General features: G+C 62.4%; 16 protein-coding genes. 11 read left to right on the forward strand and 5 right to left on the reverse strand.

What is annotated here, in order from left to right; translation table 11 throughout:
* Positions 1-6: 6 nt before the first annotated feature.
* From map to ppsR, 5 genes are all read right to left on the reverse strand, one after another.
* Positions 7-816 carry a type I methionyl aminopeptidase gene (gene map, locus C515_RS0109760; protein WP_028455381.1) on the reverse strand — a complete coding sequence of 270 codons (810 nt, stop codon included), beginning with the start codon at positions 814-816 and terminating at the stop codon, positions 7-9.
* Positions 817-896: 80 nt separating this feature from the next.
* Positions 897-1,157, reverse strand: coding sequence for a cell division topological specificity factor MinE (gene minE, locus C515_RS0109765; RefSeq protein ID WP_028455382.1), 261 nt, complete (start codon positions 1,155-1,157; stop codon positions 897-899).
* 3 nt (positions 1,158-1,160) lie between these two features.
* Positions 1,161-1,970 (reverse strand): septum site-determining protein MinD, encoded by an 810-nt coding sequence (minD, locus tag C515_RS0109770; RefSeq protein ID WP_028455383.1) that lies wholly within the window; start codon positions 1,968-1,970, stop codon positions 1,161-1,163.
* A gap of 69 nt (positions 1,971-2,039) precedes the next feature.
* Entirely contained in the window at positions 2,040-2,789 is a 750-nt protein-coding gene (gene minC / locus C515_RS0109775; RefSeq protein WP_028455384.1) for a septum site-determining protein MinC, read from the reverse strand.
* Positions 2,790-3,263: 474 nt separating this feature from the next.
* The gene (gene ppsR, locus C515_RS0109780; RefSeq protein WP_028455385.1) at positions 3,264-4,082 is read right to left on the reverse strand and encodes a posphoenolpyruvate synthetase regulatory kinase/phosphorylase PpsR; all 819 of its coding nucleotides are present in this window, start codon (positions 4,080-4,082) and stop codon (positions 3,264-3,266) included.
* A gap of 323 nt (positions 4,083-4,405) precedes the next feature.
* Between ppsR and ppsA the strand changes: the two genes are divergently transcribed.
* The 11 genes from ppsA to C515_RS20490 all read left to right on the forward strand — a co-directional run bounded on the left by ppsA (position 4,406) and on the right by C515_RS20490 (position 14,615).
* A complete protein-coding gene (gene ppsA / locus C515_RS0109785; RefSeq protein ID WP_028455386.1) occupies positions 4,406-6,787 on the forward strand; it encodes a phosphoenolpyruvate synthase in 2,382 nt (793 codons plus the stop codon).
* Between the two features lie 130 nt (positions 6,788-6,917).
* A complete protein-coding gene (locus C515_RS22535; protein ID WP_051304825.1) occupies positions 6,918-8,231 on the forward strand; it encodes an EAL and HDOD domain-containing protein in 1,314 nt (437 codons plus the stop codon).
* Between the two features lie 225 nt (positions 8,232-8,456).
* On the forward strand, positions 8,457-9,011 hold the full coding sequence (locus tag C515_RS0109795) for a hypothetical protein (protein ID WP_028455387.1): 555 nt from the start codon (positions 8,457-8,459) through the stop codon (positions 9,009-9,011).
* A gap of 73 nt (positions 9,012-9,084) precedes the next feature.
* Complete coding sequence (gene cysM / locus C515_RS0109800) at positions 9,085-9,963, forward strand: cysteine synthase CysM (protein WP_028455388.1); 879 nt, start codon at positions 9,085-9,087, stop codon at positions 9,961-9,963.
* Complete coding sequence (locus tag C515_RS0109805; RefSeq protein ID WP_028455389.1) at positions 9,960-10,268, forward strand: SemiSWEET transporter; 309 nt, start codon at positions 9,960-9,962, stop codon at positions 10,266-10,268. The genes cysM and C515_RS0109805 overlap by 4 nt, the downstream gene beginning before the upstream one ends.
* A gap of 64 nt (positions 10,269-10,332) precedes the next feature.
* Positions 10,333-11,178 (forward strand): 3',5'-nucleoside bisphosphate phosphatase, encoded by an 846-nt coding sequence (locus C515_RS0109810; protein WP_028455390.1) that lies wholly within the window; start codon positions 10,333-10,335, stop codon positions 11,176-11,178.
* A 98-nt stretch (positions 11,179-11,276) separates the two neighbouring features.
* Positions 11,277-11,720, forward strand: a complete 444-nt coding sequence (locus C515_RS0109815; protein WP_028455391.1) for an REP-associated tyrosine transposase — start codon at positions 11,277-11,279, stop codon at positions 11,718-11,720.
* Positions 11,721-11,840: 120 nt separating this feature from the next.
* Positions 11,841-12,464 carry an L-threonylcarbamoyladenylate synthase gene (locus C515_RS0109820; RefSeq protein WP_028455392.1) on the forward strand — a complete coding sequence of 208 codons (624 nt, stop codon included), beginning with the start codon at positions 11,841-11,843 and terminating at the stop codon, positions 12,462-12,464.
* A gap of 132 nt (positions 12,465-12,596) precedes the next feature.
* Positions 12,597-13,247, forward strand: a complete 651-nt coding sequence (locus tag C515_RS0109825; protein ID WP_043648983.1) for a site-2 protease family protein — start codon at positions 12,597-12,599, stop codon at positions 13,245-13,247.
* 143 nt (positions 13,248-13,390) lie between these two features.
* Positions 13,391-13,750 carry a hypothetical protein gene (locus C515_RS0109830; protein ID WP_043648986.1) on the forward strand — a complete coding sequence of 120 codons (360 nt, stop codon included), beginning with the start codon at positions 13,391-13,393 and terminating at the stop codon, positions 13,748-13,750.
* The gene (locus C515_RS20490; RefSeq protein ID WP_081686875.1) at positions 13,743-14,615 is read left to right on the forward strand and encodes a segregation and condensation protein A; all 873 of its coding nucleotides are present in this window, start codon (positions 13,743-13,745) and stop codon (positions 14,613-14,615) included. Before C515_RS0109830 ends, C515_RS20490 begins: the two co-directional genes overlap by 8 nt.
* The last annotated feature ends 74 nt before the right edge of the window (positions 14,616-14,689 follow it).

Here is a 14,689-nt window from a genome sequence, read left to right on the forward strand (position 1 = left end):
TGTTTTTTACCCCAGCATGTATTGCTCGGGACGCTTTGGTGCGCCTTCCGATACAGTCAATACCTCGTGGCCAGTTTCGGTGACGAGGATGGTGTGTTCCCACTGTGCCGACAGCGAGCGGTCCTTGGTGACGATGGTCCAGCCGTCGTTCATCTGCTTGATCTCGCGCTTGCCCGCGTTGATCATCGGCTCGATGGTGAAGATCATGCCCGGCACCAGCTCGACGCCGGTTCCGGCGCGGCCGTAGTGCAGCACCTGCGGCTCTTCGTGGAAGACCTTGCCGATGCCGTGGCCGCAGAATTCGCGCACCACCGAATAGCCGGCCTTTTCGGCGTATTTCTGGATCACCGCGCCAATGTCGCCCAGTCGCGCACCGGGGCGCACCTGGTCGATGCCCAGCCACATGCAGTCATACGTCACCTGCGTGAGGCGCTTGGCATGGCTGGCCACCGCATCGCCAACCAGGAAGGTGCGACTGGTATCGCCGTGGTAGCCGTCCTTGATCACGGTGATGTCCAGATTGACGATGTCGCCGTTCTTCAGCGGCTTGTCGCCGGGAATGCCGTGGCAGATCACCTGGTTTACCGAGGTGCAGATCGACTTCGGGTAAGGGGTGTAGCCGGGCGGGCAATAGTTCAGCGGCGCGGGGATGCTGCCCTGCACGTTCACCATGTACTCGTGGCAGAGCCGGTCGAGTTCGGCCGTCGTGACGCCGGGCGCCACGAAGGGCGTGATGTAGTCGAGGACTTCGGAGGCCAGCCGGCCGGCGATGCGCATGCCGGCGATGTCTTCGGCGGTCTTGATGACGATGGACATGAGTCTTACCTATATAAATGCCAAGCCACAGCGCCGGTTGAGCCGGGGCTGTGGCAGGGGGCTGTCAGCGGGAGGACAGATCAGCGCCGGTGGTGTTCCGGCAGCACGATATTGACTTCCAGCACTTCAAATTCGTCTTTCTTGTCGAGCTGTACTTTGATGTCGTCCGGATTGATGGCGACATACTTCGATATGACCTCGATCAGTTCCTTTTGCAACTGCGGCAGATAGTCCGGGCCGCTGCGGCCGGCGCGTTCGTGCGCCAGGATGATCTGCAGGCGTTCGCGGGCGACCGAGGCGGTCTTTTTCTTTTCACCGAAAAAATAACTGAGAATCGACATGCCTTAACCTCCGAACAGACGTTTCCAGAACGGCTGCTTCGGAACTTCGATGAAACGCAGCGGTTTTTCCTCGCCCAGAAAACGGGCAACGACGTCCTTGTAGGCTTCCGACACATCGGAGCCGGCCAGATGAATCGCCGGGTTGCCGGCGTTGGACGCCTGCAGCACGGTTTCGGACTCCGGAACGACGCCGATCAGCGGGATGCGCAGCAGGTGCTGCACGTCGTCGAGCGACAGCATTTCGCCGCTGTCGACCCGCTTGGGACTGTAGCGGGTGATCAGCAGGTGTGTTTTCACCGTGCCGCCTTCCTCGGCCTTGCGCGATTTGGCATCCAGAATGCCGATGATGCGGTCGGAGTCGCGCACGGACGAGACTTCCGGATTGGTGACGACCACGGCTTCCTCGGCGAAATACAGCGCGAGAAAGGCGCCGGTCTCGATGCCGGCCGGGCTGTCGCAGATGATGTAGTCAAAGCCGTCATGTTCGAGGTCCTTGAGCACCTTCTCCACGCCTTCCTTGGACAGCGCTTCCTTGTCGCGGGTTTGCGAGGCCGGCAGGATGTAAAGGTTGTCGCAGTGCTTGTCCTTGATCAGCGCCTGGCGCAGGGTGGCTTCACCCTGGATCACATTGACGAAGTCGTACACCACGCGGCGCTCGCAGCCCATGATCAGGTCCAGATTGCGCAGCCCCACGTCAAAGTCGATCACGGCGGTCTTGAAACCGCGCAGCGCAAGGCCGGAAGCAAAACTGGCGCTGGTAGTGGTCTTGCCCACACCGCCTTTGCCGGAAGTCACGACGACGATTTTTGCCACTTGCAAATCCCCTGGTAGATATTGAATGTTTGAATTGCTTGGATAGGTATAGATTGCTGGAGAGATACGTTACTGGGTACCAGTCAGCGAGCTAATCACCAGCTTGTCTTGATCCAGATACACCTGGGCTGGCTGATTGCGTATCGATGCCGGCAGGCTTTCGTCCAGCGTGCGGTAGACACCGGCAATTGACACCAGCTCGGCTTCCATGCAGGTCGTGAAGACGCGCGCCTGCGTGTCGCCGCGCGCGCCGGCCAGTGCCCGGCCGCGCAGGGGCGCGTACACATGGATGTTGCCGTCGGCGATCAGTTCGGCGCCGGCGGAAACCAGCGCGGTAACGACGAGATCGCCGCCGCGCGCGTAAACCTGCTGGCCGGTGCGCACCGGGCGGCTGACAATCAACGCCGGAACCGGGCTGGCGGGCGCCGCCGGTGGCGGTGGCGTCACCGCGGTGGGTGTGGCTTCGGTCGCGATGCCATGGCTGGCGAGGATCGCGTCGTTGCTCAGCACGATCAGGCCGGCTTCGCGGGCCGCCTTCTGCTGCTCGGCATTGCCGCCCTTGGCGGCCACGGCCTGCAATTCGTACTGCCTGAGCAACTGAATGACGGCAACCAGGTCGATGGCGGTCGGAATGCCCGGCAAGCCGTCAAAGTCGATGGCCAGTTGCGAACCGGAGAAAAAGTGCTGGCTGCTTCCCAGCTTGTCCTGCAGGGCGGCGGCGAGCAGGCCGGTATCGAGCGTCACCGGCATGAAGGACAGCATGTGCATGCTGACGCTCTTGAATTCGAACAGGGCAATCTCTGCGCTTCGCTGGTTCATGCAGGCACAATTCCGAAAATCGGGCGAGACCCGGTCGCTTGCTGCGGCGGGGCAGGCAAGGCGGCATCCGGGTCTGACGGGTCGTGAATAAGCGGGGTTCCTGCCTGCTGTACGAGTTGGGCGGCAAGCGGAACGGCTTGTCTTGGGTTTTGCGCACCGATTTCACCGCCGCATGAATCGGGACGGGAAAACGGGATGCACAAAGGCGCGATTCTAACCCGTCGCGGGCACGCGCGAAAGCTGAAGCCCCGCGCAAGCCGCTGGCTGGCGCGTTTGGCCTGGCCGGCTAGCGAAAAACGGCCCATTCCGGTGCAAAGCCAAAACCAGGCCAAAAGCGCAGCCAAAACCCAACGCTGAGATGCAGAGAAAACCGTGCAGAAGCTTTGTGTCTTTTCTGCGTCTCAGCGTTGATCGTTTTGTGTGCTGACCGCTGAACTGATTGGCGTTCGATGGTGGGCGTTGGGTGTCTGGTGTTCAGTAGGTGCGTCGCACGGTGCCCGTGCGGTGCATGATGGTAGCGGCCAGTTCTTCGATCGACATGCGTGTGGTGTTCAGATAGGGCACGCCGACATGGCGCAGCAGGGCCTCGGCTTCGGCCACCTCGAAACGGCAGCTTTCCAGCGAGCAATACTTGCTGTCGGGCTTGCGCTCGGTGCGGATCTGCGCAAGGCGTTCCGGGTCGATGGTCAGGCCAAAGAGCTTGCTGCGATAGGGCAGCAGCAAGCGCGGCAGGGTGTGGTTGCCAAAGTCTTCCGGTGTCAGCGGGTAATTGGCGGCCTTGATGCCGAACTGCAGCGCCATGTAGAGACAGGTCGGTGTCTTGCCGCAGCGCGAGACGCCAACCAGGATCAGGTCGGCCTCGGCCAGATCGCGGGGCAGGAGGCCGTCGTCATGGTTGATGGCGAAATTCACCGCGTCGATGCGGTTCTTGTATTCCTCGTAATTGGTGATGGCATGCGTCTTGCCCACGGTGTGCGAGGACTTCACCCCCAGTTCGTCTTCCAGCGGGCCGATGAACATTTCCAGAAAATCGATGATCTGCGCATCGGCCACATGAATGCGCTTGCGCAGCTCCGGGTTGCAGATTGTGCTGAACACCAGCGGCCGGCAACCGTCGATGACCGCATGCTTGCGGATTTCCAGCGCGACGTTGTCGGCTTTTTCCGGCGTATCGACAAAGGGCATGGTCAGGCGGTGAAATTCGACATCCTCGAACTGCGAGAGCAGCGAGTGCCCAAGCATTTCCGAGGTGATGCCGGTCCGGTCCGAAATGAAAAACACGCTTCTGCGCATGGGGGCGACTCCCGGTTGAGCTGGAACAGGATGCCTGCATTGTGCGCGATCACCGGGGCCTTGTCTGAAGGCCGGCGGCAGGCGTTGCGATTTATGACGATTATTTACACTACGCACCACATTGATAGTAGTCGCTGCCGCAGAATCGATTGCATGGCTGGCAACCGGGCAAAGACCTGGCGCTGGCTTTTCTGCTGCAGTGCGCGGCCGGCTGGCGGGTAAGGCATTGACCCTACTTGGCGCAAAATGCCGTTCGCCTAGAATTGAAGGCGTTATTGCGCTGCAGCATCATAAAAAACAGTCCGACGATGAGGCCCCTGAAGATGACCGAACGCTATGTGATCGATTTCGCGCAATTGCGCATGCACGACGTGGAAACCGTGGGGGGCAAGAATGCCTCGCTCGGGGAAATGATTTCGCAACTGACCGCCAAGGGCGTGCGCGTACCGGGCGGCTTTGCCACCACGGCGCAGGCGTATCGCGTGTTTCTGGCCCACGAAGGGCTGGCCGATCGCATCGATGCGGCGCTGGCCGGCCTGGATGTCGATGACGTGAAAGAGCTGGCGCGCGTTGGCCGCCAGATCCGCGACTGGATTGTTGCCACGCCATTCCCGGCGCAGCTGGAGCAGGAAATTGCCGAGCACTACGCAGCCTTCGGGAACGGCGAAGTGACCGTTGCCGTGCGTTCGTCGGCCACCGCCGAAGACCTGCCGGATGCATCCTTTGCCGGCCAGCAGGAAACCTTCCTCAATATCGTCGGCTACCAGAACGTACTGGATGCCATCAAGCACGTGTTTGCTTCGCTCTACAACGACCGCGCGATTGCCTACCGCGTGCACAAGGGTTTTGATCACAAGCTCGTCGCCCTGTCGGCCGGCATTCAGCGCATGGTGCGCTCGGACTGTGGGGCCGCCGGCGTGATGTTCTCGATCGATACCGAAACCGGCTTCGACCAGGTGGTGTTCGTCACCGCCTCGTATGGTCTGGGTGAAACCGTGGTGCAGGGCGCCGTCAATCCGGACGAATTCTATGTGCACAAACCGACACTGCGCGCCGGTCGTCCGGCCATCGTGCGCCGCCATCTCGGCGGCAAGGCGCTGAAAATGGAATTCGACCGCGAAGCCGTCGCCGGCAAGTCGGTAAAGACCATCGAGGTGCCGCAGGCCGATCGCATGCAGTTCTCGATCTCCGATGCCGAAGTGGAAGAACTCGCCCGCTACGCGCTGACCATCGAAGAACACTACGAGCGTCCGATGGACATCGAATGGGGCCGGGACGGCATCGACGGCAAGCTGTATATCCTGCAGGCGCGGCCGGAAACCGTGAAATCGCAGGAAGCCGCCAGCGACAAGCTCAGCAAGTTCCGCCTGCTGGAAAAGGGCGAAGTGCTGTGCGAAGGCCGCGCCATCGGCCAGAAAATCGGCCAGGGCAAGGTGCGCATCATCCGTGATGTGTCCGAGATGGATCGCGTGCAGCCCGGTGATGTGCTGGTCTCCGACATGACTGATCCGGACTGGGAGCCGGTGATGAAGCGTGCAGCGGCGATCGTCACCAACCGTGGCGGGCGCACCTGCCACGCCGCGATCATCGCGCGCGAGCTGGGCGTGCCGGCCGTGGTCGGCTGCGGCGACGCGACGCGCGTGCTGCGTGATGGTGACGAGGTCACCGTGTCGTGTTCCGAGGGCGATACCGGCAATATCTACGCGGGCCTGCTGAAATTCGAGAAGATGGACGTGGCGCTGGCCACCATGCCGACGCCGCCGGTGAAGCTGATGATGAACGTCGGCAATCCGGAGCTGGCGTTCGAATTCTGCCAGCTGCCCAATGAAGGTGTCGGCCTGGCGCGGCTGGAGTTCATCATCAACCGCATGATCGGCGTGCACCCGAAAGCGCTGCTCGATTACCCGAATGTGGCGCCCGAGCTCAAGGGCCAGATTGAAAGCCGCATCGCTGGCTACCGCTCGGCCATCGATTTCTATGTCGACAAGCTGGCCGAGGGTATTTCGACGCTGGCGGCCGCTTTCTGGCCGAAGAAGGTCATCGTGCGCCTGTCCGACTTCAAGTCGAACGAATACGCCAACCTGATCGGTGGCCCGCAATACGAGCCGCACGAAGAAAACCCGATGATCGGCTTCCGTGGTGCGGCGCGTTATGTCGACAAGAGCTTCCGCGACTGCTTCGAGCTGGAGTGCCGCGCGGTGAAGAAGGTGCGCGACGAGATGGGTCTCACCAATGTGGAGGTGATGATTCCCTTCGTGCGCACGCTGTCGGAAGCCGAATGCGTGATCGAGCTGCTGGAGCGCAATGGCCTGAAGCGTGGCGAGAACGGCCTGCGCGTGATCATGATGTGCGAAATTCCGGCCAACGCCGTGCTGGCCGAGCGCTTCCTCGAACATTTCGACGGCTTCTCGATTGGCTCGAACGACATGACGCAGCTGACGCTGGGGATTGACCGCGACTCCGGCGGCCCGGTGTCGACCAGCTTTGACGAGCGCAACGACGCCGTGAAGGCGATGCTGTCGATGTCGATCAAGGCCGCGCGCAAGCTGAACAAGTATGTCGGCATTTGCGGCCAGGGCCCGTCGGATCATCCGGATTTTGCGCAGTGGCTGGTGGAAGAGGGCATTGAAACCATTTCGCTCAATCCGGATACGGTGATTGAAACCTGGCTCTTCCTGGCCGGCGCCAAGCAAGCTGCAGCCTGATCGAGCTATAGCGCAAAACGACACAGCCCGGCGATGCCGGGCTGTGTCGTTTCTGCCTGTGCGGGCGGGAAACCGCATTTTCGCAATCAGCTGCTAGGCTGAAGCATTCTTCATGATTCAGGGCCGGGCAATGGGCTGGTTGCGCAAACTGTTTGGCGGGCAAGAGGAAACGACGTCGCCAGCCCCTTCCACGCTCAGCGTGTCGGCTGCCGCGCTGGCCGAATCGCAGGCCGCCGCCGGTTTGCTGCGCCGCTACCCCGTTTACGACCGTCACTGGAAAACGGTGGCCTACGCCATCTCCCTGCGCCAGCTGCCGCATGCCAACGACACGCGCAGCCATGGCCAGCGCGATGCCGAAATCCTGCTGCATGAACTGGGGCGCGTCTTTTCCGGGCAGCCCATTCGCCACGCCATCTGGCTGGAGCTGGACTGGGAAGGGCTGCCGCTGCTGCTGGCACAGGGGCTGGCCGGCGCCGGCCAGCTGCAGCTCATCCTGCATGGCCAGCCGCAACAGGAGCTGGCCACCTGCCGGGGCATGCTGGCCGAGCTGGCGCGCCAGGGCATCGTCTGCGGTGTGGAAGCGCGTGACGCGCAGGCGCTGCCGCCGGCCCTGCTCGAGCCCATGCAGCTGCTGGCGCTGGCCGTGTCTTCGCCCGATCTGGCCGTGCTCAGCCAGCACATCGAATACGGCCGGCAACTGAAACCCGGCATCGCCCTCTGGATGCACGGGCTGGATAGCCGCGAAGCCGCCGAAGTCTGCCGCCAGCTCGGGGTGGATTACCTGAGCGGACGCGTATTCACCAACCCGGATGCACTGCAGGTGCAGTTGCCGGCGGAGTTCATCAAGCTCAATCGCGTGCTGCAGATGGTGCGCCGTGGCGCCGAATTTGCCGAGGTGGCGCATGAGCTGAAAAGCGATCCGGTGCTGAGCGTACGCCTGCTGCGCTATGTGAATTCGGCCGCGCTGGGCCTGTCGCAGACGGTGAGCAGCCTCGAGCAGGCGCTGGTCGTGCTGGGCCAGCAGCGCGTGTATCGCTGGCTCTCGCTCCTACTGTTCGTGGGCGGCAGTCATTCACCACTGGACGACACCCTGCTTGAAGCCGCGCTGACGCGCGCGCGGCTGATGGAAACCGCTGCCGCAAGTCATTTCACTCCCGCGCAATGCGAAGAGCTCTTCCTCACCGGCCTTTTCTCGCTGCTTGATTACCTGCTGCGCGTACCGCGCCGTCTGCTGCTGCAGGAGTTGTGCGCGCCGGCGCTGGTCGTGGAGACCCTGGCCGGGCAACCCACGCCTTACTCGCCCTGGCTGGCGCTGGCGGAAGCCGGGGAAATGAATGCCGATCTGTCGCCCGAACTGCTGGCCGCCTGCGGGCTGGACGCGGAGAGCTTCGGCCGCCTGCAGATGGCCGCCACGCTGTGGGCGCTGTCCACACTGGCGGAGTGATCAGGGTATTCGCCTGCAACCAAGCGTGTGCATTGCCTCTGGCGCCATGGGGTTGGCGGTATTGTCGGCCAGCCTCTGTGCGCCTTGCCCCCGCCTGCCGAGATGCCACCTGCCAAGTGCAGCTTTTCCCGGATTCTTCGGTATTAAAACCGCCCTGGCCGCCGGGAGGGGCGCTATCATGCGCTGGCATATGACAACATCACACTGACAGCAAAGGAGAGAGCAATGCAAAAAACACTGATGGCAATGATTCTGGGGGCTTGCTTCGCGCTGGCGCCGGCTACTGTCATGGCGGAAGCGCAGAGCGGTGAAGTCGTGCTGGCCGTGAGCGAGCGCGATTCCGTGGAAACCACCGTGTCCGAAATCGACAAGGTCAATCGCAATGTCACACTGAAATTCGCCAATGGCGAAGAAGTGGCGCTGCTGGCCGTGCCGGCGGAAATCACCCGGCTGGACAGCCTCAACGTGGGCGACAAGGTAACGGTGAAGGCGAGCGACACGCTGGCCATTCTGCTGATCAAGGGCGGCAGTGGCGTACGCGCCATCATCGACGGTGAAGGCTATCAGCGCACCGCCGACGGCGCCGGCCGCGTCATGACGCGCCGCATCCGCTCCGACATCGTCGCCGTTGATCAGCAGGCGCAAACCGTGACGGTGAAAAACCTCAGCGGCGAGCTGCAGACGATCAAGGTGCAGAACGAAGCCACCCTGCGCAATGCCGCGAAGGGCGACCAGGCCGAAGTGATCATGCGCACCAGCGTGGCGATCTGGGCCAAGTAATCCGGGCGGGCCGGCGAGCGGCCGGCCGCGCTATAATGGGCGCTTCCATCCGGAGCGCCCATTGTCATTTTCCATGTACCAATACCTTGAAGACTTCGTCGGCAATACCCCGCTGGTGCGACTGAAACGCATTGCCGGCCACCCCAGCAACATCATTCTGGTCAAGCTTGAAGGCAACAACCCGGCCGGCTCGGTGAAAGACCGGCCCGCGCTGTCGATGATCCGCCACGCGCAAGAGCGCGGCACCATCAAGCCCGGCGACACGCTGATCGAGGCCACCTCGGGCAACACCGGCATCGCGCTGGCCATGGCTGCGGCGATGATGGGCTACCGCATGGTGCTGATCATGCCGAAGAATTCCAGCATCGAGCGCGTGCAGACGATGAAAGCCTATGGCGCCGAGGTGATTCTGGTGGATGGCATGGAGGTCGCCCGCGATCTGGCCGGGCAGATGATGCAGGAAGGCCGAGGCCTGGTGCTCGACCAGTTCGCCAACCCCGACAATCCGCTCGCGCACTATGAAACCACCGGCCCGGAGATCTGGCGCGATACCGCCGGCAAGATCACCCATTTCGTGTCCAGCATGGGCACCACCGGCACCATCATGGGCACGCGGCGCTTTCTCAAGGAACAGAACCCGGCGGTGCAGGTGATCGGCGTGCAGCCCTGCGACGGCGCATCGATTCCCGGCATCCGCAAGTGGCCTGCCGAGTATGTGCCGGCGATCTGCGATTTCTCGCTGATCGACCGCATCATGGAAGTCAGCCAGAGCGCGGCCGAAGAGATGACGCGCCGGCTGGCGCGCGAAGAAGGCATCCTGGCCGGCATTTCCTCGGGCGGCGCGCTGCATTCGGCCGTGGAACTCGCGCAGGAAGTGCGCGACGCGGTGATTGTCTCCATCGTTTGCGACCGCGGCGACCGTTACCTCTCGACCGGAGTCTTCCCCGCATGAGTCCGCAAGCCATCGAAACGCTGGGGCTGATCGCCGGCGCCTGCACCACCGTCGCCTTCGCCCCGCAGGTCTGGCAGGTATGGAAGACGCGCAGCGCGCGCGACATTTCGCTGGGCATGTATCTGCTTTTCGTCACCGGCGTCGCGCTCTGGCTGGGGTATGGGCTGCTGGCCAATGCACTGCCTGTGGTTGTGGCCAATACCCTGACACTCATCCTCGCCGGCGCCGTGCTGGTGATGAAGCTGGTGTTTGATCGGCGCAGCAACACCCAACGCAGAGACGCAGAGGCGCAGAGAAAATCATGACATTGCCCGGTTTTCTGCGCCTTGCTCCCTGCCTTGGCGCCCCTGCGCTGAGGTTTTGCACGCCATGACCCCCATCGACCTGCATTGCCACTCAACGATTTCCGACGGCATGAAGCCGCCGCGCGAGGTCGTGCGCATGGCGCATGCGCGCGGCTGCCAGCTGTTTGCGCTGACCGATCACGACGACACGCGCGGGCTGGCGGACGCCGAAGACGAAGCGCGCCAGCTTGGCATGCCCTTCATCAACGGCGTCGAGATTTCGGTGAGCTGGGGCAAGCACACGCTGCACATCGTCGGCCTGGGCTTTGACCGCAACAATCCCGAACTGCTCGCCGGGCTGGAATCGGTGCGCGCCGGGCGCTGGCAGCGCGCCGAACACATGGCGGCCGAGCTGGAAAAGAAGGCGAAAATCGCCGGCGTGCTCGAAGGCGCGCAGACCTACGCGGCCAACCCGGAAATGATCAGCCGCGCGCATTTCGCGCGCTATCTGGTGGAAATCGGCCGCTGCAAGGACATGAAATCGGTATTCAAGCAGTATCTGGTGCGCGGCAAGCCGGGTTACGTTGATCACGAATGGGCGCGCCTGCATGACGCGGTCGACTGGATACGCGGCGCCGGCGGCGTCGCGGTGCTCGCGCACCCGGCGCGCTATGAACTGGGCAATGAAACGCTGCGCGTGCTGCTGGTGGAATTCAAGCGCATGGGCGGCGAGGCCATCGAGGTGCTGTCGGGCTGCCACAATATCGGCGAAACCGCGCGCTTTGGCCGCATCGCCGTCGAATACGGCTACCTGGCCTCGGCCGGCACCGACTACCACGCCACCGGCGAAGGCGCGCGCGAACCGGGACTGAACGGCGATCTGCCGATGGATTGCGAGCCGGTGTGGACAAGGTGGCTGGCTCAGCTGTAGGAGCGAGCTTGCTCGCGAACGGCATGGTACTTTGAAGCACAAGAGCTCAATCAAACATTACTTTCGCGAGCATGCTCGCTCCTGAGGCGGGACGCATCATGGGTGAATTTCATGCCTGCAATCTGCGCAAGGGACGCTACTCGCAGAATGGTCAGATTTACCTGCTGACGAGCATTACCGCCGAGCGCACGCCCTTATTTTCCGATTGGCGGGTTGGGCGCTTACTGGTGAATGAACTACGCATGAGCAAGGTTGATACACTGGCGTTTGTCATCATGCCGGATCATCTGCACTGGCTTTGCCGCCTTGAGCAGCAAAATCTGTCGGCCGTGATCCAGGCAGTCAAATCCCGATCGGCAATCATGATCAATCGCCATCGTCGCGGTGCTGGTAAAGTCTGGCAGCCCGGTTTTCATGACCATGCCTTGCGGGCCGAAGAAGATGTCTTGTCCGTGGCCCGTTATGTAGTGGCCAACCCCTTGCGTGCCGGTATTGTTGAGCGGCTTGGCGATTACCCCTTGTGGGATGCCTGCTGGCTTTGAGTGAATGCTTTTGATGTCTGCTTTTTTGTAGGAGCGAGCTTGCTCGCGATCAGTGATGCTGGCAATCAGTAGGGATTCGCGAGCAAGCTCGCTCCTACGGTACTTTGATTACGGAAACCCATGTCCCAGTTTTTTTCCATCCACCCCGAAAACCCGCAAGCGCGGCTGATCAAGCAGGCCGCCGACATCATCCGCAAGGGCGGTATCGTGGTGTATCCGACCGATTCCTGCTATGCACTGGGCTGCAGCCTGGACAACAAGGACGCGCTCGATCGCATCCGCCGCATCCGCCAGCTCGACGACAAGCACCACTTCACGCTGGCCTGTCGCGACCTGTCGCAGCTGGGCAATTACGCGCGGGTGGACAACGCCACCTATCGCCTGCTGAAGGCCACCACGCCGGGCAATTACACCTTCATCCTGCTGGCGACCAAAGAAGTGCCGCGCCGCGTGTCGCACCCGAAAAAGCTGACCATCGGCCTGCGCGTTCCCGATCATCCGGTGGCGCTGGCGCTGCTGGAGGAACTCGGCGAGCCGCTCCTGTCGTCCAGCCTCTTGCTGCCCGAGGAAGAGCTGCCGCTGACGGATGCCTGGGAAATTCGCGAACGCCTGGAACACGAGGTCGAACTGGTGATCGAAGGCGGGTATTGCGGCACCGAGCCCACGACGGTCGTCGATCTGTCCGGCGACGGCGCGGTGATTCTGCGCGAAGGCAAGGGTTCGCTCGCCCCCTTTGGCGCCTGAGCTTGTTTTCTGAGGGTATAGGCCTGCAGCCATTTCATGTAAAAGACTGCAGGGTCATGGGGTGCGATGTATTGGCGGAAGCCCGGTTCAGCCCCATCTTGATCAAGCATTCACGCACAAGGATTTTCGCCAATGGGCGGTTTTGACCTGACTACCTTCATCCAGACGGCCTGCATCTGGGCCATTCCGGTGCTGTTCGCCATCACGATTCACGAGGCCGCGCACGCGTATGCCGCCCGGCACTTCGGCGACAACACGGCGTATGCGGAAGGGCGGCTGACGCTCAATCCGCTCAAGCACATCGACCCGCTGGGCACCATCATCCTGCCGCTGGTGCTGCTGGCGCTGGGCGGCTTCCTGTTCGGCTGGGCCAAGCCGGTGCCGGTGCGTTTCGGCAATCTGCGCAACCCCAAGCGCGACATGCGCTGGGTCGCCGCCGCCGGCCCGCTGTCGAATTATGCGCAGGCCTTTGTCTGGCTGATCCTGCTCAAGCTCGCGACGGGCATGGAAGGCAGCGATTTCCAGCAGCCGCTGTTCCTGATGGCCAAGGCGGGCATCACCATCAACCTCAGCCTGATGGTGCTGAATCTGCTGCCCTTGCCGCCGCTCGACGGGGGGCGCATTCTGGTGTCGCTGCTGCCGTGGAAGCAGGCGGAGCAGGTGTCGCGCATCGAGCCTTATGGCTTCTGGATTTTGCTGGCCTTGCTGGCCACCGGTCTGCTTGGCGTCATCATGTCACCACTGCTGGGCATTGCCGCCATGCCGCTGCAGTGGCTGATATAAGTGCTTGCATGGCGCGATAAACCGCAAAAGGCTGCAAAAACGGCGGAAACCGGCTCGAATTTTGCCCCTTGCCACAACGGCGCCTGCCTGACCCCGATTTGGCGTAGTGTTCCATGCCCGATAACTTCATCAAGGAGAAATCAATGCGCGGTGCTTTCTTTCCTGTCCTGCTGATCGTCGTTGGGGCGGGGTGGTTGCTCAATGAACTGAACATCATGCCCGAGGTGAGCTGGATCGTGATCTTCGGTCTGGCCATTTCCGGCATTGCCGTACTGGCGATCGACGGCGTGAACAAGTCCAGCATCGTGCTTGGACCCATGCTGATGGCTGGCGCCTTGCTGACCTTCCTGCGCCAGTATTACGGGCTGGGCTTCAACCTGCAGTTCCCGGCCCTGCTGATGCTGCTGGGACTCTTGCTGCTGCTGCGCCGCAGCGACGCAATACCGCCAGCGCGCGCGCATTTCCACCGCAAGGCACGCCAGGAGCCGGCCGGCGATGTCTGAGCTGGCGGCGCCCGCCGAAGTGCAGGCGAGCGCACAGGCCGCGCCGCTTGCCCATGTGTTTGGCGAGCCGGTGCTGGCCTTGCCCGCCGATCTCTACATCCCGCCCGATGCGCTGCGCGTGCTGCTGGAGAGTTTCGAGGGGCCGCTTGATCTCTTGCTGTACCTGATCCGCAAGCAGAATGTTGACATCCTCGACATCCCGATGGCTGCCGTCACCGCGCAATACATGCAGTACGTCGAGGCGATGCAGTCCGAACGCCTGGAGCTCGCCGCCGAATACCTGCTGATGGCGGCGCTGCTGATCGAAATCAAGTCGCGCATGCTGCTGCCGAAAACGCCAGTCAGCACCGAGCAGGAGGGCGATGACCCGCGCGCCGAGCTGGTGCGCCGCCTGCTGGAATACGAGCAGATGAAGCTGGCCGCATTGGAGCTGGACCGCATCCCGCAAGCCGGCCGCGATTTCCTCTGGGCCTTTGCCCTTTTCGAACGCGAGCGCGAGCTGGTCGAGCTGCTGCCGGAAGTGAAGCCTGCCGACCTGAAGGCCGCCTGGCTGACCATCCTCACGCGCGCGAAAAACCGCCGCCACCACACCATCGAAACCTCGGAACTCTCGGTGCGCGAGCAGATGAGCCATATCCTGCGCGTGCTCGACGACGGCCGCCACCACGATTTCGTGACGCTGTTCGACCACGCCTGCGGCGTGCCCATGCTGGTGGTCACCTTCTCGGCCCTGCTGGAGCTGGTGAAGGAAAAGCTGATCCGCGTCAGCCAGGCCGGCTTTGACGCCGAGGCGGGCCGCAGCGAGCTGGCCGCAGAGAATCCGCCATATGCCGGCTACGCGCCAATCTATGCGAGCCGGGTTTGATAACGCTGCGGAGCACAGGCTCGCAAAATGCCCGGAATTTTCTTATACATGGCAATCTATTGGATTGAAGCCAT

This window comes from Chitinilyticum litopenaei DSM 21440 (genome assembly GCF_000428145.1).
GTDB classification, from domain to species: Bacteria; Pseudomonadota; Gammaproteobacteria; order Burkholderiales; family Chitinibacteraceae; genus Chitinilyticum; species Chitinilyticum litopenaei.

Bases quoted from the DNA above. Each gene is read 5' to 3' on its own strand.
- map (WP_028455381.1), bottom strand. From the start codon at position 816: ATGTCCATCGTCATCAAGACCGCCGAAGACATCGCCGGCATGCGCATC.
- minE (WP_028455382.1), bottom strand. From the start codon at position 1,157: ATGTCGATTCTCAGTTATTTTTTCGGTGAAAAGAAAAAGACCGCCTCG.
- minC (WP_028455384.1), bottom strand. From the start codon at position 2,789: ATGAACCAGCGAAGCGCAGAGATTGCCCTGTTCGAATTCAAGAGCGTC.
- ppsR (WP_028455385.1), bottom strand. From the start codon at position 4,082: ATGCGCAGAAGCGTGTTTTTCATTTCGGACCGGACCGGCATCACCTCG.
- ppsA (WP_028455386.1), top strand. From the start codon at position 4,406: ATGACCGAACGCTATGTGATCGATTTCGCGCAATTGCGCATGCACGAC.
- C515_RS22535 (WP_051304825.1), top strand. From the start codon at position 6,918: ATGGGCTGGTTGCGCAAACTGTTTGGCGGGCAAGAGGAAACGACGTCG.
- C515_RS0109795 (WP_028455387.1), top strand. From the start codon at position 8,457: ATGCAAAAAACACTGATGGCAATGATTCTGGGGGCTTGCTTCGCGCTG.
- cysM (WP_028455388.1), top strand. From the start codon at position 9,085: ATGTACCAATACCTTGAAGACTTCGTCGGCAATACCCCGCTGGTGCGA.
- C515_RS0109805 (WP_028455389.1), top strand. From the start codon at position 9,960: ATGAGTCCGCAAGCCATCGAAACGCTGGGGCTGATCGCCGGCGCCTGC.
- C515_RS0109810 (WP_028455390.1), top strand. From the start codon at position 10,333: ATGACCCCCATCGACCTGCATTGCCACTCAACGATTTCCGACGGCATG.
- C515_RS0109815 (WP_028455391.1), top strand. From the start codon at position 11,277: ATGGGTGAATTTCATGCCTGCAATCTGCGCAAGGGACGCTACTCGCAG.
- C515_RS0109820 (WP_028455392.1), top strand. From the start codon at position 11,841: ATGTCCCAGTTTTTTTCCATCCACCCCGAAAACCCGCAAGCGCGGCTG.
- C515_RS0109825 (WP_043648983.1), top strand. From the start codon at position 12,597: ATGGGCGGTTTTGACCTGACTACCTTCATCCAGACGGCCTGCATCTGG.
- C515_RS0109830 (WP_043648986.1), top strand. From the start codon at position 13,391: ATGCGCGGTGCTTTCTTTCCTGTCCTGCTGATCGTCGTTGGGGCGGGG.
- C515_RS20490 (WP_081686875.1), top strand. From the start codon at position 13,743: ATGTCTGAGCTGGCGGCGCCCGCCGAAGTGCAGGCGAGCGCACAGGCC.